Raw genomic sequence first — 26,786 nt, 5'->3', positions numbered from 1 at the left:
TCTACCGATTACGCACGAGAGCTGCCCGCCCATGGAAATCCAACCGATCCTGAACACCATCAAGGACCTGACCGAGCGCTCCGAGTCCATTCGGGGGTATCTTTGACTACGATCAAAAGCATGAGCGCCTGATCGAAGTCAACCGCGAACTCGAAGACCCGAACGTCTGGAACAAACCTGAGTACGCCCAGGAACTGGGCCGTGAGCGCTCGGCGCTGGCACAGATCGTCGAGACCCTGGACGAGATGGCCAGCGGTCTGACCGACTCGCGCGAGCTGCTCGACATGGCCGTTGAAGAGGGCGACGAAAGCGCCGTCAACGATGTCGTCGAGATGCTCGAAGGCCTGGAAGAATCCCTGGCCAAGCTCGAGTTCCGTCGCATGTTCAGCGGCGAGATGGACATGAATAACGCCTACCTGGACATCCAGGCCGGTTCCGGCGGCACCGAAGCCCAGGACTGGGCCAACATCCTCCTGCGCATGTACCTGCGCTGGGCCGCCAAGCGTGGCTTCGACGCCACCATCATGGAGCTGTCCGAGGGTGAAGTCGCCGGCATCAAAGGCGCCACCGTGCACATCAAGGGCGAGTACGCCTTTGGCTGGCTGCGTACCGAGATCGGCGTGCACCGCCTGGTGCGCAAGAGTCCGTTCGACTCCGGCGCTCGTCGCCACACCTCGTTCTCGGCGGTGTTCGTGTCCCCCGAGATCGACGACAAAGTGGAAATCGAGATCAACCCGTCGGACCTGCGTATCGACACCTACCGCTCCTCGGGCGCCGGTGGTCAGCACGTAAACACCACCGACTCGGCGGTGCGTATCACCCACGTACCGACCAACACCGTGGTCAGCTGCCAGAACGAACGCTCCCAGCACGCCAACAAAGACACCGCGATGAAAATGCTGCGGGCCAAGTTGTACGAGCTGGAAATGCAGAAGCGCAACGCGGCGTCCCAGGCCCTGGAAGACAGCAAGTCGGACATCGGCTGGGGTCACCAGATCCGTTCGTACGTGCTCGACGCCTCGCGGATCAAGGACCTGCGCACCAACATCGAGCGCAGCGACTGCGACAAGGTGCTCGACGGTGATATCGACGAATACCTGGAAGCCAGCCTCAAACAGGGGCTGTAACCGCGACACCCGGTGGGAGCGGGCTTGCCCCGCGATCCCTGGCCACAGGCAAGGGACAATGAACTCTGATGGAAAATGTGACGACATGAGCGACCTCAAACTCGACCCGCAAGACCTGCAACAGGAAGAAAACACCCTGATCGCCCTGCGCAAGGAAAAGCTTGCCGCCGAGCGTGCCAAGGGTAATGCCTTCCCCAACGACTTCCGCCGTGACAGCTACTGCAACGACCTGCAGAAACAGTATGTCGACAAGACCAAGGAAGAGCTGGAAGCTGCAGCGATTCCGGTCAAGGTTGCCGGGCGCATCATGCTCAACCGTGGCTCGTTCATGGTGATCCAGGACATGACCGGACGCATCCAGGTCTATGTCAACCGCAAGACCCTGCCGGAAGAAACCCTGGCCGCGGTGAAAACCTGGGACCTGGGCGACATCATCGCCGCCGAAGGTACCCTGGCGCGTTCCGGCAAGGGTGACCTGTACGTCGAGATGACCAACGTGCGCCTGCTGACCAAGTCGCTGCGCCCGCTGCCCGACAAACACCACGGCCTGACCGATACCGAGCAGCGCTATCGCCAGCGTTACGTCGACCTGATGGTCAACGAAGAAGTGCGCGATACCTTCCGCGTGCGTTCGCAGGTCATCAACCATATCCGCAACTTCCTGATCAAGCGCGACTTCCTCGAAGTGGAAACGCCGATGCTGCAGACCATCCCCGGTGGTGCCGCAGCCAAGCCGTTCGAAACCCACCACAATGCCCTGGACATGGCCATGTTCCTGCGTATCGCGCCGGAGCTGTACCTCAAGCGTCTGGTGGTTGGTGGCTTTGAGAAAGTCTTCGAGATCAACCGCAACTTCCGTAACGAAGGCGTTTCGACCCGGCACAACCCCGAGTTCACCATGCTCGAGTTCTACCAGGCCTACGCTGACTACGAAGACAACATGGACCTCACCGAAGAGCTGTTCCGTGAACTGGCACAGCTGGTCCTGGGCAGCACCGACGTGCCGTACGGCGACAAGGTGTTCCACTTCGGCGAGCCGTTCGTACGCCTGTCGGTGTTCGACTCGATCCTCAAGTACAACCCTGAGTTGACCGCCGACGACCTGAACGACATCGACAAGGCCCGCGCTATCGCCAAGAAAGCCGGTGCCAAGGTCCTTGGCTTCGAAGGCCTGGGCAAGCTGCAGGTGATGATTTTCGAAGAGCTGGTCGAGCACAAGCTGGAGCAGCCGCACTTCATTACCCAGTACCCGTTCGAAGTTTCGCCGCTGGCCCGTCGCAACGACGAGAACCCGAACGTCACCGACCGCTTCGAGCTGTTCATCGGTGGTCGCGAAATCGCCAACGCCTACTCCGAGCTCAATGACGCGGAAGACCAGGCCGAGCGTTTCATGGCCCAGGTGGCGGACAAGGACGCTGGCGACGACGAAGCCATGCACTACGACGCCGACTTCGTCCGCGCCCTGGAATACGGCATGCCGCCAACCGCCGGTGAAGGTATCGGTATCGACCGTCTGGTGATGCTGCTGACCAACTCGCCATCGATTCGCGATGTGATCCTGTTCCCGCACATGCGTCCACAGGCCTGAGTGTTCTGAACAAGCCGCCTTCCGGGGCGGCTTTTTCATGCCTGTAGAAAATTATTCTTTCGAATCCACTTCATGGGGGTAGGTCAGCAGTGACTCCTGCAATGGCTCAACAAGGTGCCGCTGGCGTTGCCACGACGGTCGCCGAAAGCGTTCAGTACCAGGGCCGCAAGGCCAGCCGCCAGGGCAGCGAGCAGCGCCGCCAGGACATTCTCGACGCGGCCATGCGCATTGTCGTTCGCGAGGGTGTGCGTGGTGTGCGTCACCGCGCGGTGGCGACCGAGGCCGGGGTGCCGCTGTCGGCGACCACCTACTACTTCAAAGACATCGAAGACCTGCTCACCGATACCTTCGCTCAATATGTGGAGCGCAGTGCGGCCTACATGGCCAAATTGTGGGAGCACACCGAGGTGCTGCTGCGTCAGTTGCTCGCGCAGGGCGATCACAGCCCACAGTGCCGGGCGCGTCTGGCCGATGAAGTGGCGAAGATGATGGCCGACTATGTGCAGCGCCAGTTGCACAACCGTCGCGACTTCCTGATGGCCGAGCAGGCCTTTCGCCAGGAGGCGTTGCTGTGCCCGCGCCTGGCCGAACTGGTTAAGCTGCACGAGCAGATTCTGCTGCGTGGTGCCGGCCAGATGTTGCAGGTCGTGGGCTCGCGTCAGCCACAGCAGGATGCGCTGGTGTTGACGGCGATTATCGAGCAGATGGAATATCAGGGCCTGCTCGACGGCTCACGCGCCGATGCGCAAGCGCAGATGCTCGCTATCCTTACCCGGTACCTGCATCTGGTACTGGCCGCCGTGTGAGCCGCGACCCTATTTCAAGGAGAACCCGATGAAAGCCAGAAGTCTGCTGTTGGCGCTGTCGTTTTTGCTGCTTGGCGGTTGTCTGGTGACCTTCAATGAACCGATGCCGGCCAATGCGGCGGCTCCCAAGGCCCTGCTTGGCAAATGGACCAGCAAGGACGCCTGGGGCGAACCGCTGACCCTGCAGATAAGCCGCAGCGGCGGCGACGCCTACAAGGCGGTGGCCATCGGCAAGGACAAGAAACGTGATGAGTACGTCTTCACCGTGTCCCGACACGGCAACCGCTGGTACCTCTCGGCCGGCGTACCCAAGCGTCTGGGCGGCAACTTCCTGATCGGTGGCTTCGAAATTATCGAACGCAAGGAACTGGTGGTCTACAACCTCGACGTTGAACAGGTCAGCCAGGCCGTGAAGAAAAAAGAGCTCAGCGGGCGCACCTATGAGGTGTCGGAGGAAAACGGCGAAGGCGTGCTGATCGACAGTCCGGCCGAGCGTGTCCTGGCTTATCTGGACGACCCGGCCAACTCCGACCTGTTCATCGAAGTGGCGCGGTTCCAGCGGGCTGGCAAGTAATAGTCTCAATTCAAGGAGTGTAGGGTGGACGAGTACCAGCAGACGATACGTGCCCTGTCTGATCGCATTGTCCTGGCGCAAACGCCCATTCGCGTGCTCGATGCGGTGAAGTGGGACGACAGCATCCGCCAGGGTTTTCTCAAGGCCAAAGGCAAAGAGCCGCCAGCAGTCGATCGCGCCTATTATCAGGGGCGGCCGTTGTCGTTCGACTCCGGTGCGGTGAAGCTCGAGTTCCAGAACATCGAGCGCGACATCACCCGCCAGCTGGGCCAGTTCAACCCGGTCGGGCAGATCATGCGGCGCATGTGCAAGGAGTACCGCATGGTGGTGCGCATGCTCGAAGCGCGCGGCACCGAAGATTTCGGTCTGATCTCCCAGGAACTGTATGGCGCAGCGTCCGATGCCTTCCATGCCGGTGATCCGACCCTGGCCGACCTCGGCCTGATGCTTTCCGACTACCTGAACAACATCGACGGCCGCGGCGACCTCAAGGACGAACCGAAGAACCTCACCGCCAAACAGGCCGTGGAAATGCTCCAGGGCCGTTTGAACAAAGTGTTCAACGAAGCCGAGGACACCATCCGGGTGTTCGAGTCCGATGGTATCGTCGCCGATGCCGCGGCCGGGGCCGACTACATCAAGATCCGCGCCGACGCCATGTTCAACAGCCGCGATGTGCGCGCGCTGGAAGTCCATGAGGGGCTGGTGCATGTGGGCACTACCCTCAACGGCCTGAACCAGCCGATCTGCACCTTCCTGGCCAAGGGCCCGCCCTCGTCGACCGTGACCCAGGAGGGCCTGGCGATTCTCATGGAGGTCATTGCCTTTGCCTCCTACCCGAGTCGCCTGCGCAAGCTGACCAACCGCACCCGGGCCATTCACATGGTCGAGGAGGGCGCCGACTTCATGCAGGTCTACGAGTTCTTCCGCGCCCAGGGCTTCGGCATGCCGGAGAGTTATGGCAACGCCAGCCGGGTGTTCCGTGGCTCGGTACCCAATGGCTTGCCATTTACCAAGGACTTGTCCTACCTCAAGGGCTTCATCATGGTTTACAACTATATTCAGTTGGCCGTGCGCAAGGGCAAGCTCGAACAGATCCCCTTGCTGTTCTGCGGCAAGACCACCCTTGAGGACATGCGCACCTTGCGCCAACTGGTCGATGAAGGCCTGGTGGAACCACCCAAATACCTGCCGGAGCAGTTTCGCGACCTCAACGCGCTGTCGGCCTGGATGTGTTTTTCCAACTTCCTCAACCACCTGAGCCTGGACCGGATTGAAGCCGATTATTCGAACATTCTCTGAAGCAGGGCGCGGGTTTTTCGGCCTGCTGCTGGTGTTGCTGAGTCTGGGCGGTTGCAGTTCGCTGCTGTTCTACCCCGAGCCTGGCCAGCCGTTCACCCCGCAGAAGGCCAGGCTTGAGTACCGTGACCTGACGCTCACTGCAGCGGACGGCACGCGCCTGCACGGCTGGTGGTTGCCGGCCAAGGCCGGCGTCGAGGTCAAGGGCACGGTGCTGCACCTGCATGGCAACGGCGGCAACCTGGCCTGGCATCTGGGTGGCAGCTGGTGGCTGCCGGAGCAGGGCTATCAGGTGCTGTTGCTGGACTACCGGGGCTACGGGCTGTCCCAGGGCAAGCCAGCGTTGCCGCAGGTTTACCAGGACATTGCCGCAGCACTGGCGTGGCTGGATCAGGCGCCGGAAGTGCAGGGCAAGCCGCAAGTGCTGCTGGGGCAGAGCCTGGGCGGCGCCATGGCCATTCATTACCTGGCCCAGCATCCTGAGCAGGGCCAGCGCTTCAAGGCCCTGGTGTTCGATGGCGTACCGGCCAGCTACCGTCAGGTCGGACGTTTTGCCCTGAGCCATTCATGGCTGACCTGGCCATTCCAGGTGCCATTGTCGTGGCTGGTGCCCGATGGTGACAGTGCGATTCATTCGATTGCCCGGCTCAAATCATCACCGAAGCTGTTTTTCCACAGCATCGACGACCCGATCGTGCCTTTGGCCAACGGCATCCAGCTGTACCAGGCGGCCCCGCCGCCACGCGTGCTGCAACTGACCCGGGGCGGCCATGTGCAGACCTTTGCCGACCACACCTGGCGCCAGGTGATGCTGCGCTTTCTCGATGACCCGGAACATTTCAATGGGCTACGGCGTCTGGCCGAAGTCCCCAATTACCCTGACGAGACGTCACAATGAGTGAAGAACGCAACGCAATTCCCCTGATCATCACCGGTGTCTGCAGCATCATCGGTACGGTGGGCGCACTCTGGTATTACGGCTATCTGCATTTCGCCAAACCTGAAGATGCGCTGCTGCTATCTGATTTCACCATGCTCAAGACAGTGCCGGGGGAGGATTACAAGATCTCGCTGAAGCCGGCCAACCAGGTGGCCCAGTGCGTTGATGGTGTGCTGGTGATGTTCGATATGTCGCAGAAAGGGCTTACCGGGGTGCTGGTGGACAACAAGAAGCAGGCGGTGCGCTGTCTGGGCCAGGAAACGCCGCAGCAGGTTCAGGAGTAACAGCATCGCGGGGCAAGCCCGCTCCCACCGGGTGATCACCTGTGGGAGCGGGCTTGCCCCGCGATGGCCGTCAATGGCTCGATTTGCTCATGTCCTGCAGATAGCGGCGTGACAGGGCCAGGAAACGCGGAGTAGGGCCAATATCTTCATAGAGCGGATCGCCCTCTTCATCAGTGGCGATCACGTGCTGGCCCTGGATATAGGGAAAGCTCGCCTCCAGTTCTTCGAGGGCCGCCCCCAGCAGCTCGCCGAGCAGTTCTTCGGGGCGGCGCTTGGGGTACATTTCAGCCAGGGCGGCCAGACGCGCCGCCGACTCCACATCCAGATGCAGGACATGGCCGGTGGGGCTGAGGCGGCCTTTGGCGTTCTGTTCCCAGTGCCGGGCAAGTTCACGAATTTTCATGATCACCTCATCAATCCTCAGGGCTCTGATTTCAGCGTAGCTTCTGCGCCGCCTTTGGTCTGCCTTGAAAGCATGACCGGTAGTGGGGCACTCTGGGACCAGAGCGGTTTTCCAGGAATGCCGGAGACAAGGCTGATGACTGATATCGATGTGCGCTTGCGTGAAGATGTTCATTTGTTGGGCGAGTTGTTGGGGGACACCATTCGTGAGCAGCACGGCGAAGCGTTTCTGCAAACAATCGAAGACATCCGGCGTAGCGCCAAGGCTGATCGCAGCGGCGCTGCCGAACAGCTGAGCTCGACCCTCAACGACCTGGCTGAAGACGAACTGCTGCCGGTGGCGCGGGCCTTCAACCAGTTCCTCAACCTGGCCAACATCGCTGAACAGTACCAGCTGATTCGCCGCCGCGACGCAGGCCAGGCCGATCCTTTCGAAGCGCGGGTGTTGCCCGAACTTCTGGCCCGACTCAAGGCGGCCGGGCACAGTGACGATGCACTGGCGCGTCAGCTCGGCAAGCTGAGTATCGAGCTGGTTCTGACCGCCCACCCTACCGAAGTTGCACGCCGTACGCTGATCCAGAAGTACGATGCGATCGCCGCACAATTGGCCGCCCAGGATCATCGCGACCTGATTCCCGCCGAACGCGAGCAGATCCGCGAACGTCTGCAGCGGCTGATCGCCGAAGCCTGGCACACCGAGGAGATCCGCCGCACCCGGCCAACGCCGGTGGACGAGGCCAAGTGGGGCTTTGCGGTGATCGAGCATTCGCTCTGGCACGCCATTCCCCATCATCTGCGCAAAGTCGACAAGGCCCTGCATGAGGCTACCGGCCTGCACTTGCCGCTGGAGGCCGCGCCCATCCGTTTTGCCTCGTGGATGGGCGGTGATCGCGATGGCAACCCCAATGTCACCGCCCCGGTCACCCGCGAAGTGCTGTTGCTGGCGCGCTGGATGGCCGCTGACCTGTTTCTGCGCGATATCGATGCCCTGGCCTCCGAGTTGTCCATGCAGCAAGCCAGTGAGGCGCTAAGGGCCAAGGTGGGCGATTCTGCCGAACCTTACCGGGCGCTGCTCAAGCAGCTGCGTGATCGCCTGCGCGAAACCCGTGCCTGGGCGCACAGTGCCTTGCAGGCGCCGCAAACACCTTCGCCTTTGGTGTTGCAGCATAACCATGACCTGTTCGAGCCCTTGCACCTGTGTTTCGAGTCGCTGCACGCCTGTGGCATGGGCGTGATCGCCAATGGCCCGTTGCTTGACTGCCTGCGCCGGGCAGTGACGTTCGGCCTGTTTCTGGTGCGCCTGGACGTGCGTCAGGATGCCGCCCGGCATACCGCAGCGCTGAGCGAGATCACCGAGTACCTGGGGCTGGGACGTTACGCAGAGTGGGATGAAGACGCGCGTATCGCCTTCCTGCAACAGGAGCTCAACAGCCGGCGGCCGCTGCTGCCCGGCTACTTCAAGCCACAGGCTGACACCGCCGAGGTGCTCGCCACCTGTCGCGAGATCGCTGCCGCGCCTGCCGCGTCCCTGGGCTCCTATGTGATTTCCATGGCCGGTGCCGCTTCCGATGTGCTCGCCGTGCAGCTGCTGCTCAAGGAAGCCGGTGTTTTGCGGCCAATGCGCGTGGTGCCGCTGTTCGAAACCCTCGCAGACCTTGATAACGCAGGTCCGGTGATGGAGCGCCTGCTGGGCTTGCCGGGCTACCGCAGCGCCTTGCATGGCCCGCAGGAAGTGATGATCGGCTACTCCGACTCGGCTAAGGACGCTGGCACCACGGCGGCCGCCTGGGCCCAGTATCGCGCGCAGGAGACCCTGGTGCGGATCTGCCGCGAACAGGAGGTCGAGTTGCTGCTGTTCCACGGTCGCGGCGGCACCGTCGGACGTGGCGGCGGCCCGGCCCATGCGGCGATCCTGTCGCAACCACCGGGTTCGGTGGCGGGACGTTTCCGCACCACCGAACAGGGCGAGATGATCCGTTTCAAGTTCGGCCTGCCGGACATCGCCGAACAGAACCTCAACCTATACCTGGCAGCGGTGCTGGAGGCGACCTTGCTGCCGCCACCGCCGCCGCAGCCGGCCTGGCGCGCGTTGATGGACGAGTTGGCCGCCGATGGGGTCAAGGCTTACCGTGGGGTGGTGCGCGACAACCCTGAATTTGTCGAATATTTCCGCCAGTCCACCCCGGAGCAGGAGCTTGGACGCTTGCCCCTGGGCAGCCGCCCGGCCAAACGCCGTGCCGGCGGTATTGAAAGCCTGCGGGCGATTCCGTGGATTTTCGGCTGGACCCAGACCCGCCTGATGCTCCCGGCCTGGCTTGGCTGGGAGGCGGCACTGAACAACGCTTTGAGCCGCGGGCAGGGTGAATTGCTGGCCGAGATGCGCGAGCAGTGGCCATTCTTCCGCACCCGCATCGACATGCTGGAAATGGTGCTGGCCAAGGCCGATGCGGAAATCGCCCGCTCCTACGACGAACGTCTGGTGCAACCAGAACTGCGACCTTTGGGTGCACATTTGCGCGACCTATTGTCGCAGGCGTGCCGGGTAGTGCTGGGCCTGACCGGGCAGCCGGTGCTACTGGCGCACAGCCCGGAGACCCTGGAATTCATCCGTCTGCGCAACACCTACCTGGACCCGCTACATCTATTGCAGGCTGAGCTGCTGGCGCGATCGCGCAAGCGCGAAGCCGCTCTGGACAGCCCGCTGGAGCAGGCTCTGCTGGTCACTGTCGCGGGCATCGCGGCGGGCTTGCGCAATACCGGTTGAGATAAATCGCCGCACCGCCGAGGGGCTGCAAAGAGAGGGGAGAATGCTTGCAAAGCAATAGGTTGCGCTCGGCGCAACCTGTGCTTTGCAACGCTGATGTGTGCGGTTTTTTCCGACTTTCGACCGCTTGTGTGGCTTGAAGGCGCTGTGTATCTTGAGCAGCCTTCTGACCGATTTGTGGTCATGACCCAATTCCGGACTTGGCCCTCTGCGCCGACTCCATTGATTTGCTTACAAAAATGAGGAGCACAATATGCGCGTGATTCTGCTGGGAGCTCCCGGGGCCGGTAAAGGTACTCAGGCAAAGTTCATCACCGAAAAATTCGCCATTCCCCAGATCTCCACCGGTGACATGCTGCGCGCCGCGGTCAAGGCCGGCACCCCGCTGGGTCTGGAAGCCAAGGCGATCATGGACGCTGGCAAGCTGGTTTCCGACGAGCTGATCATCAACCTGGTCAAGGACCGCATCGCCCAGCCTGACTGCGCGAACGGCTTCCTGTTCGACGGTTTCCCGCGCACCATTCCTCAGGCTGAAGCCCTGGTGACTGCCGGTGTCGAGCTGGATGCCGTGGTTGAAATCGCCGTCGCCGACGAAGAAATCGTTCAGCGTATTGCCGGTCGCCGCGTTCACGAAGGTTCGGGCCGCGTCTACCACGTGGTCTACAACCCGCCGAAGGTTGAAGGTAAGGACGACGTAACCGGCGAGCCGCTGGTACAGCGTAAAGACGACACCGAAGAAACCGTGCGTCATCGCCTGGCGGTCTATCACGACCAGACCAAGCCACTGGTAGACTTCTACCAGAAGCTGTCGGCTGCCAATGGCGGCAAGCCGAAGTACGCGCATATCGAAGGCGTGGGCTCGGTGGATGCCATCACCACCAAGGTGCTGGCAGCCCTGAGCTGATTGCGACCCGATAGTGCAGACTACGGCCCGCTTGCGGGCCGTTGTTGTTTATAATGCCGCTCTTTTTTCTTTCGCCTGGATACACCGATGACCACCTTGCTGGCCCTGGATACCGCCACTGAAGCCTGCTCCGTTGCCTTGCTGCATGACGGCAAGGTTTCCAGCCATTACGAGGTGATCCCGCGCCTGCACGCACAGAAGCTGCTGCCGATGATCCAGCAACTGCTGGCCGACGCTGGCACCACCCTGGCGGCGGTCGATGCGATTGCCTTCGGGCGTGGGCCGGGGGCCTTCACCGGCGTGCGTATCGCCATCGGCGTGGTTCAGGGCCTGGCCTTTGCCCTTGAGCGCCCGGTGCTGCCGGTGTCCAACTTGGCGGTACTGGCCCAGCGTGCCTTGCGTGAGCAGGGCGTGAACCAGGTTGCGGCGGCCATCGATGCGCGCATGGATGAGGTGTACTGGGGCTGCTATCACAACGTCGACGGGGAAATGCGCCTGCTGGGCAGCGAAGCGGTGTTGCCACCCGAGCGCGCCGTTCTGCCTGAGGGCGCCAGCGGCGAATGGTATGGCGCCGGCACAGGTTGGGGCTACGCTGAGCGTATCCCGGTGCTGCTCAGCGGTCAGGATGCCAGCCTTCTGCCGCATGCTCAGGACCTGCTGAGCCTGGCCACCTACGCCTGGCAACGCGGTGAGGCCATCGCTGCCGACCAGGCCCAGCCGGTGTACCTGCGCGACAATGTGGCGACCCCGAAAGCGCGCTGAGTGCTGTTCGTCGGTTATTCCCAGGTCAGATAAAACCTTTTGCCCGAACTGTGGTCCAGTTATCAATCGGGCATTAGCGCAGGCGCTCAGGTGCTGCTAAATTGCCATCATTGCTCCTGAGAAGATCGCCATGCGCATAGACGGTTTTTCCTCACAGTCCTATCCGATCAAACGGGCCCCGCGCAGAGCACCGGTTCGCAGTGATGATGTGGACGAGGATCTGCCGGGCGAATTCGAAGTGCAGCCCCAGGCCAGCACTGGCCAGGCCCGTAGCGGCGGATTGCCTGCGCGTCAGCAGGACATGATCTTTCCCCGGGCCCGGAACAAACGCACCGCCCAGGCCCTGACCAGCTACCTGACCACCGCAGGTTTTGTCGACTGGGAGATGGAAGTGCTGGGGTTGGACCTGTACATTTGATGGATGAGTCTGTCCACGCTTCCCTATTTTCTCGGTTGTCCCTCCTGGAGTGAAAACGCCTGGCGCGAGTACCTGTACCCGGCGCACGCCAGATCCAGCGAGTTTCTCGGTCTCTACAGCCAGGTCTTCAATGCGGTAGAAGGCAACACCACCTTTTATGCCCGACCGGCGCCGGCGACTATCGAGCGCTGGGCGCAGATCATGCCTGCGCACTTTCGATTCACCGCCAAGTTCCCCGGCGATATCAGCCACGGCGGTGACCTGCGCGAGCAGCTGGCCGCGGCGCAGACTTTCATTGACCTGCTCAAGCCGCTGGGTGCACGGGTGGCGCCCTATTGGCTGCAATTGCCGGCCACATTCGGCCCGGCGCGGATAGGCGAGCTGGTCGCCTTTCTGGATGAAGTCGATGTGCCTGTCGCCGTCGAAGTGCGCAACCGTGCATTCTTCGCCAAGGGCGATGAAGAGCGCCTGCTCAATCGCTTGCTGCAGGGGCGTGGCGTCGAGCGCATCTGCCTGGATCCGCGCGCGCTGTTCAGCTGTACTTCGGATGATCCGGGCGTGCTCCATGCCCAGTCGAAAAAGCCGCGGGTGCCGCCGCGCCCGACCGCCTTCAGTCAGCATCCGCAAGTGCGCTTTATCGGCCACCCGGAACTGGCGGCCAACGAACCCTTTCTGATGCCATGGATAGACAAAGTGGCGGCGTGGATCGAGGAAGGGCGCAGCCCCTACGTTTTCCTGCATACTGCCGATAATCGCCTGGCCGCTGCCCTGGCGCAGCGTTTTCATCAAGGATTGATGGAGCGTCTGCCGGGATTGCCGGCCTTGCCTGAACTGGACAGGGCACCTGAGGCCGAACAGCTCGGCCTGCTCTGAACGCGTCCTGCCGCCTGCCCGGGAGTCGTGATCATGGATGTGCAAACCCTGCGTGCCGAAGCCTTCAAAGCCCTGCATGAGCGCGATCGTGCGTTCGTCATTGCCAACCCCTGGGACGCCGGCTCCGCCAAGCTGCTGGCCAGCCTCGGTTTCGAGGCGCTGGCCACCACCAGTGCCGGCCTGGCGTTCTCCCTGGGGCGACCGGACGCCGAAGGTGCCATGACCCTGGAAGAAACCCTGGTTAATGTCCGTGCCATTGTCGATGCCACGGCGCTGCCGGTGGCGGCCGATCTGGAGAACGGTTTCAGCGATGATCCCAAAGGCTGCGCCGAAGCGATTGTGCAGGGCGCGCAGGCGGGTCTGGTAGGCGGTTCCATCGAGGATGCCAGCGGCAATCCCGATGAGCCGATCTACAGCTTCCATCACGCCGTGGAGCGGGTCGAAGCGGCGGTGGCCGCCGCGCGTAGTCTGGACTTCCCCTTCATGCTCTGTGCCCGCGCAGAAAACCTGCTGCATGGGCGCATGGATCTGGATGACACCATCGCCCGCCTGCAGGCTTTTGCCGAAGCCGGAGCAGATGTCCTGTATGCCCCGGGATTACGCACGGCAGATGAAATCCGCGCGGTGGTCCAGGCCGTCGCGCCCAAACCTGTGAATGTGCTGATGGGCATGAGTGGCGTGAATTTGAGCGTCAATCAGTTGCAGGACCTGGGCGTGCGGCGCATCAGTGTCGGCTCGTCGCTGATGCGTGCAGCCTACGGCGCGTTTTACCGGGGCGCCGAGGAAGTCCTGGGCCAGGGCACCTTTACCTATGGCGAACAGGCAATGCCATTCGATCAGTTGAATCAGCTGTTCCGGCGTTGATCGCTTGCTGCTTAGGCTCAGGCAGCAATGCGTACGTTGTTCAGCACCACCGGGCGGGCCCAGCGGGTGTCGAAGTCGAGTGCCGATTGCTGGGCGACCAGAGTCGGTTCGTCAAAGGGTTCAGGTGCCTTGTCCAGCAGTTCCATCTCGAACTCGGCGATTGGCAGGTACAGTGCTTTGGGTGCCGGTCCTGGCCCGGGCTCCGGCAGCGGATGGCCCTGGTTCATGACCACCGGGCGAACCCAGGTATTGCTGATATCCAGCTGGCGCTGTTGCTCGATCAGTTCGACGTCGCTGAAAGGTGGCGCGAGCTTTTCCAGCAGTTGCGGTTCGAACTCGGCAATCGGCAGGAACAAGGGTTCGGGTGGGGCGATCTCGGTGTCCTGAACGTTGCACAGGCGCTGCGTATGAATCTGCGCCAGAACCCGGCTAGCGCCCAGGGGCTCGCCAGTGGCCTTGTCGAATTGCTCGGCGACGACGCCGTCCGCTTGTGTTCCTTCAGCCTGTTGCTCGGCCAGGGCGCGGGCAAAAAAATCCTGCCACAGGTGGCTGACGCCGCCCAGTGCCTGGGTATTGTGCCGGCCATAATCGCCAACGGGCGATAAGTAACCTGAGCTGAGCTGAAGAATGTCGGTCATGGCAGTCGCGGGCCGTGAAGGTCTGGCAAAATAGCGAATACTTCGTATATCGGCCGTGGCCGGCGATCATTTAATTTTTTTGAGTACAGGATTTGAAGGTGGAGCAACTGGCGGACGGCGGTATCCGGGTCGAGGCACTGACAGCCGATTATCAGGCCAAGGCTCAAGAGTGGGCGCAGCGCCTGGAACTGCCTGTGGCGGACGATAACGCGGCTTTCGCCGTGCAGGTCGGCGAAAGCGGCCTGCAGATCCAGCAGCTCGGTCCGCAGGCGCCCGGCCCGGTACGTGTCGACTTTGTCGAAGGTGCGGCGGCGCACCGGCGGGTGTTCGGTGGCGGCAGCGGGCAGATGATTGCCAAGGCCGTGGGCATTGCCCAGGGCGTGCGCCCGCAGGTGCTCGATGCCACGGCGGGGCTGGGTAAGGATGCCTTCGTACTGGCCAGCCTGGGTTGCCAGATGACCCTGATCGAGCGCCAGCCGCTGGTTGCCGCGCTGCTGGAGGATGGTCTGGCACGGGCTGCGACTGACGCCGAGGTCGGCCCGATCGTCGCGCGCATGCAACTGCTCACCGGTAACGCCATCGAGCGCATGCGCAACTGGCAGGGCGAGCCACCACAGGTGATCTACCTGGACCCGATGTTCCCGCACCGGGACAAGAGCGCCCTGGTGAAAAAGGAAATGCGCGTATTCCGCCCCTTGGTCGGCGATGACCTGGATGCACCAGCGCTGCTCGAAGCAGCCCTGGCGCTGGCCAGCCACCGGGTGGTGGTCAAGCGCCCGCGCAAGGCACCGATCATCGACGGGCCCAAGCCCAGCCACAGCCTGGAGGGCAAGTCGAGCCGCTACGACATCTACCCGAAGAAGGCCCTCAAGGCCTGATCAGGGCCGATAGGCGCGCATGAACATCGTCACCACTTCTTCGACATGGGCCTGGGCGGCTTCGGCGTCCAGGGCCGGTGAGTAGCCGAGCAGCAGGCGATAGTTCGGCGCGCCCTTGAGCAGGCAGAAGAAGTGTTCCGCTGCCTTGTCGGGATGCTCGATACGCAACAGACCGCGCTGGTCGACGCGCTGCAGCAACACCTCCATTTCGCGCAGCACCCGCAACGGGCCGGCTTCGAAGAAGATCTGGCTGAGCTTGGGGTCCTGGGTGCCGAGCGTCATGATCAGCCGGGTCAGTTGTATTGACTGGTCGCTGCTGATCAACGCCTGAAAACCACAACCGATATTGAGCAGCACCTGCTCCAGCGGCACGCCGTCGGGGAGCTCGAAGATCAGCTCCGGCAACTGCGCCGTACAGGTGGCCGAGATCGCCGCGGTGAACAGCGTCTCCTTGTCAGTGAAGTGGCTGTAGACCGTCAATTTTGAAACACCTGCCGCTGTCGCGACCGCATCCATGCTGGTGCTGGCATAGCCAAGGGTAAGAAACAGCTGCTTGGCCGCCTCGAGAATGGCCTGGCGCTTTGCCAGGTCCTTGGGCCGGCCGGGGCCGACGGGAGCGGTGAGATCGTTGGGCATGGGTAACTTGTACAGATTCCGGTAAGTGGACATGGTACATCGCCGACCCTTCCCGGGCTGGCAGATATCGTCATAACGAAAGCCTGTTAATGCGTTTTTTCTCTTGGCCTGACGCTTCCCCGGGGGAGTACGCTGATTTAATATACTCGCCAGTATAAATATTCAAAGCGTCACTCGCGAAAGGTCATTCATCATGTTGCGCCATGCCTTGCCCCTCGCTCTGCCTGTCGGCCTCGCCTTGCTGCTCACTGCTTGCGGGCAGGAGAGCGCGCCACAGACTTCCCTGCGCCCCGCCATGGTGGTGCAGCCGCAACCGGCCAGCGCCGCTGCCGACAGCTATCCGGGCGAGGTGCGTGCGCGCTTCGAGCCGGAGTTGGCATTCCGGATCGGTGGCAAGGTCAGCAAGCGTCTGGTGGAGGAGGGGCAGCGGGTCAAGGCCGAGCAACCGTTGGCCCAACTCGACCCGCAGGATGTGCGGCTGCAACTGGAGGCCAGCCGTGCGCAACTGGCCGCCGCCGAAGCCAACCTGAACCTGGTCAAGGCCGAGCGTGACCGCTACAAGACCCTGCTCGACCGGCAGATGGTCAGCCGTTCCCAGTACGACAATAGCGAAAACCTCTACCGTGCCGGTCTTGCCCGCCTCAAACAGGTGCGGGCCGAATTCGACGTGGCCGGCAACCAGGCGGAATACGCCGTGCTGCGCGCCTCGCAGGACGGGGTGATCGCCAAGCGTCAGGTCGAAGTGGGCCAGGTGGTTGCCGCCGGTCAGACCGTGTTCACCCTGGCTGCCGATGGCGAGCGTGATGTGTTGATCGGCCTGCCGGAGCAGCAGTTCGGGCGCTTCAAGGTCGGCCAGCCAGTGGCGGTCGAGCTGTGGTCGCAACCGGATCAACGCTTCAACGGGCGCATTCGCGAACTGTCACCCTCGGCCGATCCACGTTCACGGACTTACGCTGCGCGAATCGCCTTCAGCGCTGGCAAGGTACCGGCGGAGCTTGGCCAGAGCGCCCGGGTGTTCATCGAGCATGCCGAACAGGTGCCGCTGGCGGTGCCGCTGTCGGCGCTCACCGCAGAGAACGGCCAGACCTACGTCTGGCGTGTGGATGCCAACAACACCCTCAAGCGTATTCCGGTGCGCGTGGGGGCTTATGGCGAAAACAGTGTTCCAGTGCTCGAAGGCCTCAATGCTTCGGACTGGATAGTGGCGGCCGGCGTACATGTGCTCCAGGAGGGGCAACAGGTGCGTCCGGTGGATCGTTCCAATCGTGTGGTGAATCTGGCGGCCAAGGAGTAAGTCCCGATGGGTTTCAACCTTTCCGCCTGGGCCCTGCGCAATCGGCAGATTGTGCTGTTCCTGATGATTCTGCTGGCTGTGGTCGGCGCCTTGTCCTACACCAAGCTGGGGCAGAGCGAAGACCCGCCCTTCACCTTCAAGGCCATGGTGATCCGCACCATCTGGCCGGGGGCCAGCGCCGAGGAGGTCTCGCGCCAGGTCACTGAACGCATCGAAAAGAAGCTGATGGAGACCGGTGAGTACGAGAGGATCGTTTCGTTCTCCCGCCCCGGCGAGTCGCAGGTCACCTTCATGGCCCGCGATTCGATGCACTCGGCCGATATCCCCGAATTGTGGTACCAGATCCGCAAGAAAGTCGCGGATATCCGGCATACCTTGCCGCCTGGCATCCAGGGTCCGTTTTTCAATGATGAATTCGGCACCACCTTCGGCAACATCTATGCGCTGACCGGCGAAGGGTTCGACTATGCCGTGCTCAAGGACTACGCCGACCGCGTGCAGATCCAGCTGCAACGGGTCAAGGACGTGGGCAAGGTCGAGCTGCTCGGGCTACAGGACGAGAAGATCTGGATCGAGCTGTCCAACCTCAAGCTGGCGACTCTGGGGTTGCCCCTGGCGGCCGTGCAGCAGGCGTTGGAAGAACAGAACGCTGTCAGCACCGCCGGTTTCTTTGAGACCCCCAGCGAGCGTTTGCAGCTACGGGTGAGCGGACGCTTCGACACGGTCGAGCAGATCGAGCAGTTCCCGATCCGGGTGGGTGACCGCACCTTCCGTATCGGAGATGTGGCTCAGGTGCGTCGCGGTTTCAATGATCCACCCGCACCGCGTATGCGTTTCATGGGCCAGGATGCGCTTGGCCTTGCGGTGTCGATGAAGCCCGGTGGCGATATTCTGGTGCTGGGCAAGGCGCTGGAAGCCGAGTTCGCCCGTATTGCCCAAAATCTCCCGGCCGGTATGGAGCTGCGCAAGGTCTCGGATCAGCCCGCCGCGGTAAAGACCGGGGTCGGCGAGTTCGTCCAGGTACTGGTCGAGGCCTTGGCGATTGTATTGCTGGTGAGCTTCTTCTCCCTCGGCATGCGTACCGGCCTGGTGGTGGCCCTGGCCATTCCACTGGTGCTGGCGATGACCTTCGCCACCATGTATTACCTGGGGATCGGTCTGCACAAGATTTCCCTCGGGGCGCTGGTACTGGCCCTGGGGCTGCTGGTGGACGATGCGATCATCGCCGTCGAGATGATGGCGATCAAGATGGAGCAGGGTTTCGACCGCATCAAGGCGGCGAGTTACGCCTGGACCAGCACGGCATTCCCGATGCTCACCGGCACCCTGATCACCGCCGCAGGCTTCCTGCCGATCGCCACGGCGCAGTCCAGTACGGGTGAATACACCCGTTCGATCTTCCAGGTGGTGACCATCGCCCTGATTGCCTCGTGGATTGCTGCGGTGGTGTTTGTGCCGTATCTGGGCCAGCGCCTGCTGCCGGATCTGGCCAAGCTGCATGCGGCCAAGGACGGCACTGCCGAGGGCGGCCCTGACCCCTACGGCACGCCGTTCTACCAGCGTGTACGGCGCCTGGTGGGCTGGTGTGTGGAACGGCGCAAGACGGTGATCGTGGCGACCATCGCGCTGTTCATCGGCAGCATCCTGTTGTTCCGTTTCGTGCCCCAGCAGTTCTTCCCGGCGTCCGGACGTCTGGAGCTGATGGTTGACCTGAAACTGGCCGAAGGTGCGTCGCTGAGCAACACCGCCGAGCAGGTCAAACGCCTGGAAGCGATGCTCAAAGAACGTGCGGGTATCGATAACTACGTGGCCTATGTCGGTACCGGTTCGCCACGCTTCTATCTGCCGCTGGATCAGCAATTGCCGGCGGCCAGCTTTGCCCAGTTCGTGATGCTGGCCAAGACCATTGAAGAGCGTGAAGCCCTGCGCAGCTGGCTGATCGCCACCCTCGATGAGCAGTTCCCTGACCTGCGCTCGCGGGTTACCCGTCTGGAGAACGGCCCGCCCGTGGGCTATCCGGTGCAGTTCCGGGTCACCGGTGAGCACATCGAACAGGTGCGTGCGCTGGCGCGCAAGGTGGCGGCCAAGGTTCGCGAGAACCCGCATGTGGTCAACGTGCACCTGGACTGGGAAGAGCCGAGCAAGGTGGTCTACCTCAACATCGACCAGGACCGCGCCCGCGCCCTTGGGGTGAGCACGGCCAACCTGGCGAAGTTTCTGCAAAGCTCGCTGACCGGCTCCTCGGTCAGCCAGTTCCGCGAAGACAACGAACTGATCGAGATCCTCCTGCGCGGCACCCGCCAGGAGCGTACCGAACTTGCCAACCTGCCAAGCCTGGCGGTGCCGACCGACAACGGCCAAAGCGTGGCGCTGTCGCAGGTGGCAACGCTTGAGTACGGATTCGAGGAGGGCATCATCTGGCACCGCAACCGCCTGCCTAACGTTACCGTCCGCGCTGATATCTACGGTAAGGAACAGCCGGTGACGCTGGTCAAGCAGATCCTGCCAACCCTGGATCCGGTACGTGCCGAACTGCCGGATGGTTACCTGCTGGAAGTCGGTGGCACGGTGGAAGACTCCACGCGCGGACAGAAGTCGGTGAACGCCGGCGTACCGCTGTTCATTGTGGTGGTGCTGACCTTGCTGATGCTGCAGCTGCGCAGCTTCTCGCGCACGGTGATGGTGTTCCTCACCGCGCCCCTGGGGTTGATCGGGGTGACTCTGTTCCTGCTGGTGTTCCGTCAGCCATTCGGTTTTGTGGCGATGCTCGGGACGATCGCGCTGTCGGGGATGATCATGCGTAACTCGGTGATCCTGGTAGACCAGATCGAGCAGGATATTGCTGCCGGACTGGACCGCTGGCAGGCGATTATCGAGGCGACGGTGCGGCGTTTCCGACCGATCGTGCTGACCGCGCTGGCGGCGGTACTGGCGATGATCCCGCTGTCGCGCAGCGTGTTCTTCGGGCCGATGGCGGTGGCGATCATGGGCGGGCTGATTGTGGCGACGGCGCTGACGCTGTTGTTCCTGCCGGCGCTGTATGCCGCCTGGTTCAGGGTGAAGAAGGAGTGAATCGCGGGGCAAGCCCGCTCCCACCGAGGGTGTGATATCCCTGTGGGAGCGGGCTTGCCCCGCGATAGCTTACAGCGCGCCAAACACCTTCTTGGCCAACCCGGTCGCCGCTGCAGCCGGATTCTGGCGAATGCCTTCTTCCTGCTTGGCGATCATTTCGAACAAACCGTTGAGCGCCTGCTCGGTCACGTAGCCTTCGACATTGGCGTTCTTGGCATCCAGCACGCCCAAGGTCGCCGCTTGTCCGGCGAAACTGTTGTATTGCTGGGCCAGACCGACCTGGTCGGTGGCCTTCTTGACGATCGGCAGGAACTTGGCGCGTATCTGCTCGCGGCTGGTCTTGCTCAGGTACTGGGTGGCCGAATCGTTGCCACCGGCGAGAATGCCCTTGGCATCGTCGACGGTCATTTTCTTCACGGCATCGACCAGCAGCGCCTGAGCCTGCGGCACGGCAGCCTCGGCGGCCTGGTTCATGCTGGCCTCCAGCTGATCGACCTGGGCACCCATGCCGAACTGCTTCATTTTCTTCGCTACTTTGCCGAGGTTACCCGGCAGTTCGATGCGCACATCCGGGTTACTGCTGAAGCCGCCGGGCGTACCCAGTTGCTTCACGGCAACCTGGGCACCTTGGGTCAGGGCGTCTTTCAGCCCGCCAGAGGCGTCTTTCTGCGACAGGTCGCTGAGCGACAGCGCCAGTGCGCTGGCCGACAGCAGCAGGCCGGCGCACAGGCCGGTGAAGGTGAGAGCAGGGCGGAACATGGCAGCATCCTTATCAGTTGTCAGAGCGGGCTATCAGCGAACAGCATCGACCTTGATGCGCAACGACTTCTGGTCGTTGCCATCAAGTGTGACGCCATGGTGTTCGGTGTTGATGAACAGCAGCTTGCCGTCCAGCTCGATGCGCGCGCTGATTGCATAACGGTGGCCAGGCTTGACCTGGGCCGGGTCGTAGGTCAGATGGAAGGGCAGCGGGACGTTGCCCTTGACCGGACCGTTCTGGCTGGCCAGGGTCACTGCCGGGGCATCCATGAGCGAAACGTCCTGCAGGCTGACGCTCAGGGTGGCGGCAGGTGGCAGGGCGATACGCTGCAGGTAGAAGACTTCGCCATCGAGGCTGGCCTTGGGTGCTGGCGGGTTGCTGCTGCAGGCGGCGAGCAGGCTGCCAAGCAGGATCAGGGACAGTTTTTTCATCAGTAACTCCTTTAAACCGGGGATTCGGTGGTGTCTTCACTGCGGTGCAAGGCCACCTGGCGGATCGACAAACGTACCTCCGCCGACAGCACTCGCTTGGCCGCCCCTTCGGCCAGTTCGCTGAGTTTTTCATGGTAACCGAGCTTGCCATTGGCATCCGGGCGCAGTACGCCTTGCTCGATCTGGGTCTGGATAAAGTGGCGGAACAGGGTTTTGTCGAAGAATTCCGGGGCGTTGAGGCCATGCAGGATCGACAGGCGCTGGGCCATGATCACGCACAGGTCTTCCAGTTCTTCGGCGCTTAGCGTGTGCTGGCCGCTGTTGAGCAGCAACGCCGTGGCCATGTAGAAACGCTGCAGGGTCTGGGTGATGGCGCGGGCCAGCAGGGTCAGCAGCACGAACTGGCGCGAGCTCGGGGCCGGGCGCAGGTACACGCCATTCTCGTAGCGCAGCAGGCCCTGCTCGACAAAGGCCTCCAGCCACTGGTCGATGACCGCGTCCAGCTCGTCCAGCTCCCAGCGGATGAACAGCTCCGACTGCAGGTACGGGTACAGCGCCCGGGTGTACTGCAGGATCAAATCGCGGCTCATGCGCGAGCTGCTCTGGAAGAAGCTTGCCAGCAGCGCCGGCAGGGCGAAGATGTGCAGGACGTTGTTGCGGTAGTAGGTCATCAGCACCGCATTCTGTTCGTCCAGGTACAGAATCCGACCCAGCGCATCACTCTGCTCGGCCAGCAGGCCCATGCCTTTGACGTGGCTGATCAGCGCCAGGCCGTCACCTTCCGGCAAGGTGGTGTGCGGCGAGTAGGGCACCGTGCGCAGCAATGCCAGGTACAGGTCCAGGACCCGCGCCAGGGCACGTTCGTCCAGGGCCAGGCGGCTGGTCGAGAGCAAGGCCAGGGCTACCAGGTTGACCGGGTTGATCGCCGCCGCTTCGTTGAGATGGCGCGCGACCTTTTCACCCAGGCGCGAGGTGGTTTCGTTGAGCCAGGCCGGACGGAACTGCGGGGCGTGAGTCTGTTCGCGCCAGCCGGGCTGCTGCTGGTCGAGGAAGGCGCCGAGGCGGATCGGTTCGCCGAAGTTCACCGCCACCTGGCCGAAGCGCTGTTTGAGCGCGCCAATGACTTTGAAGATGTCGAAGATCGACTCTTTCTTCTTGCTCGCGCCACGCAGCTCACCCAGGTAGGTGCGGCCTTCGAGCACACGTTCGTAGCCGATGTATACCGGTACGAAGACGATCGGTGTACGCGATGAGCGCAAGTAGCTGCGCAGGGTGATGGCCAGCATGCCGGTTTTCGGTTGCAGCATGCGCCCGGTGCGCGAGCGGCCGCCCTCGACGAAGTACTCGACCGGGAAACCCTTGGTGAACAGGGTGTGCAGGTATTCATTGAACACCGCGGTGTACAGCGGGTTGCCCTTGAAGGTGCGGCGCATGAAAAATGCACCGCCGCGGCGCAACAGGCTGCCGATCACCGGCATGTTGAGGTTGATCCCGGCGGCGATGTGCGGCGGGGTCAGGCCGTTGCGAAACAGCAGGTAGGAAAGCAACAGGTAGTCGATATGGCTGCGGTGGCAGGGCACGTAGATGACTTCGTGACCGGGGGCGATGCCCTGCACCTGCTCGATATGGTTGACCTTGATGCCGTCGTAGATCTTGTTCCAGAACCAGCTGAGCACCACTTCGAGGAAGCGGATGGCGGTATAGGTGTAGTCCGAGGCAATCTCGTTGCCATAGCGCAGGGCCTGGGCTTCAGCCTTGGCCAGGGGGATGTTCTCGCGCTCGGCCTCGTCGGCGATGGCCTGGCGCACCAGCGGGTCGTGGACCAGGCCTTTGACCAGGTTGCGCCGGTGCGAGATGTCCGGTCCGATGACCGCGGTCTTGAGGTTGCGAAAGTGCACGCGCAGCATGCGCTGGGCCATGCGTACGGTACGTTCGTGGCCTTTGTTGTGCAGGGCCAGCTCACGCAGGTGAATCGGCGCAGAGAACTGCACACGGGTCTTGCGTCCCAGGATCAGCACGGTCAGCAGCCGGCGCAAACGTCCGGTCACCGCCCAGCTGTCGGCAAACAGCAGTTTCCACGGGCTGGACTCACTGGCCGGCGACTGGCCCCAGAACACGCTGACCGGAATGATCTGAGCGTCTTCCTCGGCATGCTGGCTGATTGCATTGACCAGCCGCGACAGGGTCGGCGGGGCACCGCGCTTGTCCTGGCGGCCAAGCCAGTCCGGCTCGGGGGTCAGGTAGAAGAACGCAGCTGGCTCTTGCAGGGTGCCCACCGCCACCGGTAGCACCGGACGTGGAAGCCCGGCTTTGCTGCATTCACGGTCGAGTACCGCCAGATCGGTCAACGATGGCGACTGCAGGGCATAGAACACCGGTCGGCTGCGATCCAGGTTCAGGGTAAAGGACGACTGGTTGATGGTCTCGGAGCGAACCCACAGGTACAACAGGCGACGCAGGGCGCCAAAGATCAGGCGGCGCAGGGGGGGACGGGTCATACAGTGTGTGCTCTGGGTGATTTTTTCGAGTAATTGCTCAGCCGGTTAGTGTGACGTATCTGCGCATGTTCAGCAAAATCTCGGGCAGTCATAAAAAATATTTCAAGCCTGACATATACTCGGTCCGCAGCTTGCAGGAGTAATCCTCAAGCTGCGTCGGCGGGGGAAGGTGATCCTCCGCTTGCAAGGCGATTCCAAAATAAAAACCCGGAGTAGTTCAGATGTCGTCTCGTGAGACTGGAAGTGTAAAGTGGTTCAATGACGCCAAAGGTTATGGCTTCATCCAGCGTGAAGGGGGGGCCGATGTGTTCGTTCACTACCGCGCCATTCGCGGTGAGGGGCATCGCACCCTGATCGAGGGGCAGCAGGTCGAATACAGTCTGACGCAAGGCCAGAAAGGCCTCCAGGCAGAAGACGTAATCGGCCTGTAAGCGCCGGGCCACGGGCCTTGAGCCTGGGCCCAAAAGCGAAAAGGCCCGTCGCCGGACGACCGGGACGGGCCTTTTCGTAGAGCCGGCTTCAGCTGGTACGCCAGGTGATTTCCTCTTCACCGTCGGCGCTGATGCGGATCCAGCGATCGGCATCTTCTTCACCTTCTTCCTCGACCCAGCTGCCCGGTGCACAACGCACTTCGACGTTCAGTGCAGCGAAGGCGGCGCGCGCGCAGGCGATGTCGTCTGCCCACGGCGTCTGGTCGCTTTCCAGGTAGAGACTGTTCCATTTGCCTACAGCCTTCGGTAACCAGGTAACCGGAATGTTACCGGCCTTGCACTTGTAGGTCTGACCTTTCTGCTGCCAGTCGCTGCAAGGGCCGAGAGCCTCGCTGAGCCAGGCAGCGATCTGTTTGTGGTCGACGTCGGCGTCTTTGAGGTAAATCTCGATATCGGGTTGGCGCATGGGGGGGGGGGGGCTCCGGGTGTGCTCAGTCTTGGCGCACAAAGTAATCGTAACGCATCGATACCGTGACCTCGAAAGGCTCGGCCTGCTCGATGACGCGGGCTCGTTTTTCCGCGCTGGCGCGCCAGCCATGAGGGGTCATGGCCAGCAGGTCGGCGCGGGACTTGCCATCGACAAGGCTCAGGCGGAATTTCAGGGTTTCGCTATGGGCGTGCTGCATGCCGGGCGGGACCAGCGCCAGGTGCTTGTCGTCGGCGTAGTCGCGCACTTCATCATAGAGCTTGTGACGCAGCTCGATCAGGTGCTCGTTGGTCGGGCCGACGCGCATCAGGCCGCCACCCGGGGCGAGCAGGCGCAGGGCTTCCTGCCAGTCGAGGGGGCTGAACACGCTGGCCAGGAACTGACAGCTGGCATCGGCCAGCGGCACGCGCGCCATGCTCGCCACCAGCCAGGTCAGTGCCGGGTTGCGTTTGCAGGCGCGCTTGACCGCTTCGCGGGAGATGTCCAGGGCATAACCATCGGCCTCGGGCAGTGTCTCGGCGATCTGCGCGGTGTAGTAACCCTCACCGCAACCGATATCCAGCCAGCGCGCCGGGGCACGCTCGGCGGCCAGTTCAGCCAGGCGACGGGCCACCGGGGCATAGTGCCCGGCATTGAGAAAGTCGCGGCGGGCTTCGACCATGGCCTGGTTATCGCCCGGGTCGCGGCTGTTCTTGTGCTGCACCGGCAACAGGTTCAGGTAACCCTGGCGGGCCCGGTCGAAACGGTGCCCGGCCGGGCAGGCCACACCGTTGTCGAGGGTACTCAGTGCTGCGCTGCAGATAGGGCAGATGAGCATCAGGCGAGCAACCGGGTCAGGGTCTGGTAGTAGATCTCGGTCAGCACGTCGAGGTCACTGGCGAGGATCCGCTCGTTGACCTGGTGAATGGTGGCGTTGACCGGACCCAGTTCGACCACCTGGGTGCCGAGGGTGGCAATGAAGCGTCCATCGGAGGTGCCGCCGCTGGTCGAGGCCTTGGTTTCGCGACCGGTGACCGCCTTGATGCTGGCCGACACCGCGTCGAGCAGGTCACCCGGCTCGGTCAGGAACGGCAGGCCGGACAGTGCCCAGTCGACGTGCCAGTCCAGCTGGTGCTTGTCGAGGATCGCCGCGACGCGGGCTTGCAGGCCTTCGACCGTCGACTCGGTGGAGAAGCGGAAGTTGAACAGCGCCGTCAGTTCACCCGGCACCACGTTGGTAGCGCCAGTGCCGGAGTTGAGGTTGGAAATCTGGAAGCTGGTCGGTGGGAAAAAGGCATTGCCTTCGTCCCAGTGCTCGGCGGCCAGTTCCGCCAGCGCCGGGGCGGCCAGGTGGATCGGGTTCTTGGCCAGGTGCGGGTAGGCCACATGGCCCTGCACGCCGCGCACTGTCAGCTTGGCGCCGAGCGAACCGCGACGGCCGTTCTTGACCACGTCGCCAACCAGGCTGGTGCTCGACGGTTCGCCGACGATGCACCAGTCCAGGCGCTCTTTGCGCGCGGCCAGGCGTTCGATGACCGCCTTGGTGCCGTGGTGGGCCGGGCCTTCTTCGTCACTGGTGATCAGGAAGGCGACCTTGCCGCGATGGTTCGGGTAATCGGCGACGAAGCGCTCGGTGGCAACAACCATGGCCGCCAGGCTGCCTTTCATGTCGGCGGCGCCACGGCCACAGAGCATGCCGTCGGCATCGATCAGGGCATCGAACGGATCGTTCTGCCAGGCCTGCACGGGGCCGGTAGGCACTACGTCGGTGTGACCGGCAAAGCACAGCACCGGACCGTCCTGGGTGCCATGGGTGGCCCAGAAGTTGTCGACGTCTTCGATACGCATCGGCTCCAGCATGAAACCGGCATCGCCCAGGCGTTGCATCATCTGTTTCTGGCAGTCGGCATCGACCGGGGTTACCGAGGGGCGACGGATCAGGTCGCAGGCCAGTTCTAGGGTAGGCGAAAGGTCGGCTGGGGCCGTCATTGAAGGAACTCCGGGGGCAAGGCAGGGCACGAATTCGAGGGGCGTTATCTTATAGCAAATCGATCAGGGGAGGGTGGCCGGTAGGAGC

26 protein-coding genes are annotated in these 26,786 nt (G+C 62.6%); 17 read left to right on the top strand and 9 right to left on the bottom strand.

Annotated elements, in window-relative coordinates; genetic code table 11:
• Positions 1 to 31 precede the first annotated feature (31 nt).
• The 7 genes from prfB (at position 32) to PSAKL28_RS20790 (ending at position 6,618) form a co-directional block, all read left to right on the top strand.
• Positions 32 to 1,127, top strand: a protein-coding gene (prfB, locus tag PSAKL28_RS27525) for a peptide chain release factor 2 (protein ID WP_096335686.1) whose coding sequence is annotated in 2 segments (ribosomal slippage) — positions 32 to 103 and positions 105 to 1,127 — 1,095 coding nt in all. Because the reading frame shifts where the segments join, the coding sequence is not laid out codon by codon here.
• An 85-nt stretch (positions 1,128 to 1,212) separates the two neighbouring features.
• Positions 1,213 to 2,715, top strand: coding sequence for a lysine--tRNA ligase (gene lysS, locus PSAKL28_RS20815; protein ID WP_038614096.1), 1,503 nt, complete (start codon positions 1,213 to 1,215; stop codon positions 2,713 to 2,715).
• A 101-nt stretch (positions 2,716 to 2,816) separates the two neighbouring features.
• Positions 2,817 to 3,521: a TetR/AcrR family transcriptional regulator gene (locus PSAKL28_RS20810; RefSeq protein WP_038614093.1), complete on the top strand. Its 705-nt coding sequence runs from the start codon at positions 2,817 to 2,819 to the stop codon at positions 3,519 to 3,521.
• Positions 3,522 to 3,549: 28 nt separating this feature from the next.
• Positions 3,550 to 4,095, top strand: coding sequence for a hypothetical protein (locus PSAKL28_RS20805; RefSeq protein ID WP_038614091.1), 546 nt, complete (start codon positions 3,550 to 3,552; stop codon positions 4,093 to 4,095).
• A 24-nt stretch (positions 4,096 to 4,119) separates the two neighbouring features.
• Complete coding sequence (locus tag PSAKL28_RS20800; protein WP_038614088.1) at positions 4,120 to 5,397, top strand: flavohemoglobin expression-modulating QEGLA motif protein; 1,278 nt, start codon at positions 4,120 to 4,122, stop codon at positions 5,395 to 5,397.
• Positions 5,369 to 6,292 (top strand): alpha/beta hydrolase, encoded by a 924-nt coding sequence (locus PSAKL28_RS20795; protein ID WP_038614086.1) that lies wholly within the window; start codon positions 5,369 to 5,371, stop codon positions 6,290 to 6,292. Before PSAKL28_RS20800 ends, PSAKL28_RS20795 begins: the two co-directional genes overlap by 29 nt.
• Positions 6,289 to 6,618 carry a PA3694 family proteiin gene (locus PSAKL28_RS20790; protein WP_038614083.1) on the top strand — a complete coding sequence of 110 codons (330 nt, stop codon included), beginning with the start codon at positions 6,289 to 6,291 and terminating at the stop codon, positions 6,616 to 6,618. The genes PSAKL28_RS20795 and PSAKL28_RS20790 overlap by 4 nt, the downstream gene beginning before the upstream one ends.
• A 70-nt stretch (positions 6,619 to 6,688) precedes the next feature.
• On the opposite strand, the gene PSAKL28_RS20785 is transcribed toward PSAKL28_RS20790, so the two are convergent.
• A complete protein-coding gene (locus PSAKL28_RS20785) occupies positions 6,689 to 7,021 on the bottom strand; it encodes a hypothetical protein (RefSeq protein WP_038614081.1) in 333 nt (110 codons plus the stop codon).
• A 135-nt stretch (positions 7,022 to 7,156) separates the two neighbouring features.
• On the opposite strand from PSAKL28_RS20785, the gene ppc reads away from it, so the two are divergent.
• The 6 genes from ppc (at position 7,157) to PSAKL28_RS20755 (ending at position 13,605) form a co-directional block, all read left to right on the top strand.
• On the top strand, positions 7,157 to 9,784 hold the full coding sequence (gene ppc, locus PSAKL28_RS20780; protein ID WP_038614078.1) for a phosphoenolpyruvate carboxylase: 2,628 nt from the start codon (positions 7,157 to 7,159) through the stop codon (positions 9,782 to 9,784).
• Positions 9,785 to 10,037: 253 nt separating this feature from the next.
• Positions 10,038 to 10,688: an adenylate kinase gene (adk, locus tag PSAKL28_RS20775; RefSeq protein WP_038614076.1), complete on the top strand. Its 651-nt coding sequence runs from the start codon at positions 10,038 to 10,040 to the stop codon at positions 10,686 to 10,688.
• A gap of 87 nt (positions 10,689 to 10,775) precedes the next feature.
• Entirely contained in the window at positions 10,776 to 11,450 is a 675-nt protein-coding gene (tsaB, locus tag PSAKL28_RS20770; RefSeq protein WP_038614073.1) for a tRNA (adenosine(37)-N6)-threonylcarbamoyltransferase complex dimerization subunit type 1 TsaB, read from the top strand.
• A gap of 130 nt (positions 11,451 to 11,580) precedes the next feature.
• Positions 11,581 to 11,868: a hypothetical protein gene (locus tag PSAKL28_RS20765; RefSeq protein ID WP_038614070.1), complete on the top strand. Its 288-nt coding sequence runs from the start codon at positions 11,581 to 11,583 to the stop codon at positions 11,866 to 11,868.
• Positions 11,869 to 11,871: 3 nt separating this feature from the next.
• Entirely contained in the window at positions 11,872 to 12,741 is an 870-nt protein-coding gene (locus PSAKL28_RS20760; RefSeq protein WP_038614066.1) for a DUF72 domain-containing protein, read from the top strand.
• Positions 12,742 to 12,774: 33 nt separating this feature from the next.
• The gene (locus PSAKL28_RS20755) at positions 12,775 to 13,605 is read left to right on the top strand and encodes an isocitrate lyase/PEP mutase family protein (protein WP_038614063.1); all 831 of its coding nucleotides are present in this window, start codon (positions 12,775 to 12,777) and stop codon (positions 13,603 to 13,605) included.
• 17 nt (positions 13,606 to 13,622) lie between these two features.
• Here the strand turns inward: PSAKL28_RS20755 and PSAKL28_RS20750 are convergent, their stop codons facing one another.
• On the bottom strand, positions 13,623 to 14,243 hold the full coding sequence (locus PSAKL28_RS20750) for a hypothetical protein (protein WP_038614060.1): 621 nt from the start codon (positions 14,241 to 14,243) through the stop codon (positions 13,623 to 13,625).
• A 98-nt stretch (positions 14,244 to 14,341) separates the two neighbouring features.
• Between PSAKL28_RS20750 and PSAKL28_RS20745 the strand changes: the two genes are divergently transcribed.
• Positions 14,342 to 15,121, top strand: a complete 780-nt coding sequence (locus tag PSAKL28_RS20745) for a class I SAM-dependent methyltransferase (protein ID WP_038614058.1) — start codon at positions 14,342 to 14,344, stop codon at positions 15,119 to 15,121.
• Here the strand turns inward: PSAKL28_RS20745 and PSAKL28_RS20740 are convergent, their stop codons facing one another.
• A complete protein-coding gene (locus PSAKL28_RS20740) occupies positions 15,122 to 15,757 on the bottom strand; it encodes a TetR/AcrR family transcriptional regulator (RefSeq protein WP_038614056.1) in 636 nt (211 codons plus the stop codon).
• Between the two features lie 193 nt (positions 15,758 to 15,950).
• On the opposite strand from PSAKL28_RS20740, the gene PSAKL28_RS20735 reads away from it, so the two are divergent.
• Both PSAKL28_RS20735 and PSAKL28_RS20730 read left to right on the top strand, forming a co-directional pair.
• A complete protein-coding gene (locus PSAKL28_RS20735; protein ID WP_038614053.1) occupies positions 15,951 to 17,051 on the top strand; it encodes an efflux RND transporter periplasmic adaptor subunit in 1,101 nt (366 codons plus the stop codon).
• Between the two features lie 6 nt (positions 17,052 to 17,057).
• Positions 17,058 to 20,123, top strand: coding sequence for an efflux RND transporter permease subunit (locus PSAKL28_RS20730; protein ID WP_038614051.1), 3,066 nt, complete (start codon positions 17,058 to 17,060; stop codon positions 20,121 to 20,123).
• 69 nt (positions 20,124 to 20,192) lie between these two features.
• Here the strand turns inward: PSAKL28_RS20730 and PSAKL28_RS20725 are convergent, their stop codons facing one another.
• From PSAKL28_RS20725 to plsB, 3 genes are read right to left on the bottom strand one after another with little or no spacing between them, the layout of a single operon-like run.
• Complete coding sequence (locus PSAKL28_RS20725; RefSeq protein ID WP_038614048.1) at positions 20,193 to 20,882, bottom strand: DUF4197 domain-containing protein; 690 nt, start codon at positions 20,880 to 20,882, stop codon at positions 20,193 to 20,195.
• 33 nt (positions 20,883 to 20,915) lie between these two features.
• Positions 20,916 to 21,314: a YbaY family lipoprotein gene (locus PSAKL28_RS20720; protein WP_038614046.1), complete on the bottom strand. Its 399-nt coding sequence runs from the start codon at positions 21,312 to 21,314 to the stop codon at positions 20,916 to 20,918.
• An 11-nt stretch (positions 21,315 to 21,325) separates the two neighbouring features.
• Positions 21,326 to 23,812 carry a glycerol-3-phosphate 1-O-acyltransferase PlsB gene (gene plsB / locus PSAKL28_RS20715; protein ID WP_038614044.1) on the bottom strand — a complete coding sequence of 829 codons (2,487 nt, stop codon included), beginning with the start codon at positions 23,810 to 23,812 and terminating at the stop codon, positions 21,326 to 21,328.
• Positions 23,813 to 24,033: 221 nt separating this feature from the next.
• On the opposite strand from plsB, the gene PSAKL28_RS20710 reads away from it, so the two are divergent.
• On the top strand, positions 24,034 to 24,243 hold the full coding sequence (locus PSAKL28_RS20710) for a cold-shock protein (protein ID WP_028942973.1): 210 nt from the start codon (positions 24,034 to 24,036) through the stop codon (positions 24,241 to 24,243).
• Between the two features lie 88 nt (positions 24,244 to 24,331).
• Here PSAKL28_RS20710 and PSAKL28_RS20705 read toward each other — a convergent pair whose 3' ends face one another.
• From PSAKL28_RS20705 to dapE, 3 genes are read right to left on the bottom strand one after another with little or no spacing between them, the layout of a single operon-like run.
• Positions 24,332 to 24,709 (bottom strand): hypothetical protein, encoded by a 378-nt coding sequence (locus PSAKL28_RS20705; protein ID WP_038614041.1) that lies wholly within the window; start codon positions 24,707 to 24,709, stop codon positions 24,332 to 24,334.
• Between the two features lie 25 nt (positions 24,710 to 24,734).
• Positions 24,735 to 25,547, bottom strand: coding sequence for a putative RNA methyltransferase (locus tag PSAKL28_RS20700; protein WP_038614039.1), 813 nt, complete (start codon positions 25,545 to 25,547; stop codon positions 24,735 to 24,737).
• Positions 25,547 to 26,698, bottom strand: coding sequence for a succinyl-diaminopimelate desuccinylase (gene dapE / locus PSAKL28_RS20695; protein ID WP_038614037.1), 1,152 nt, complete (start codon positions 26,696 to 26,698; stop codon positions 25,547 to 25,549). Before dapE ends, PSAKL28_RS20700 begins: the two co-directional genes overlap by 1 nt.
• Positions 26,699 to 26,786: the final 88 nt, after the last annotated feature.

It is taken from the genome of Pseudomonas alkylphenolica (genome assembly GCF_000746525.1).
In the GTDB taxonomy this organism is placed as follows: domain Bacteria; phylum Pseudomonadota; class Gammaproteobacteria; order Pseudomonadales; family Pseudomonadaceae; genus Aquipseudomonas; species Aquipseudomonas alkylphenolica.
This window is presented reverse-complemented; position numbering and strand designations above follow the sequence as displayed.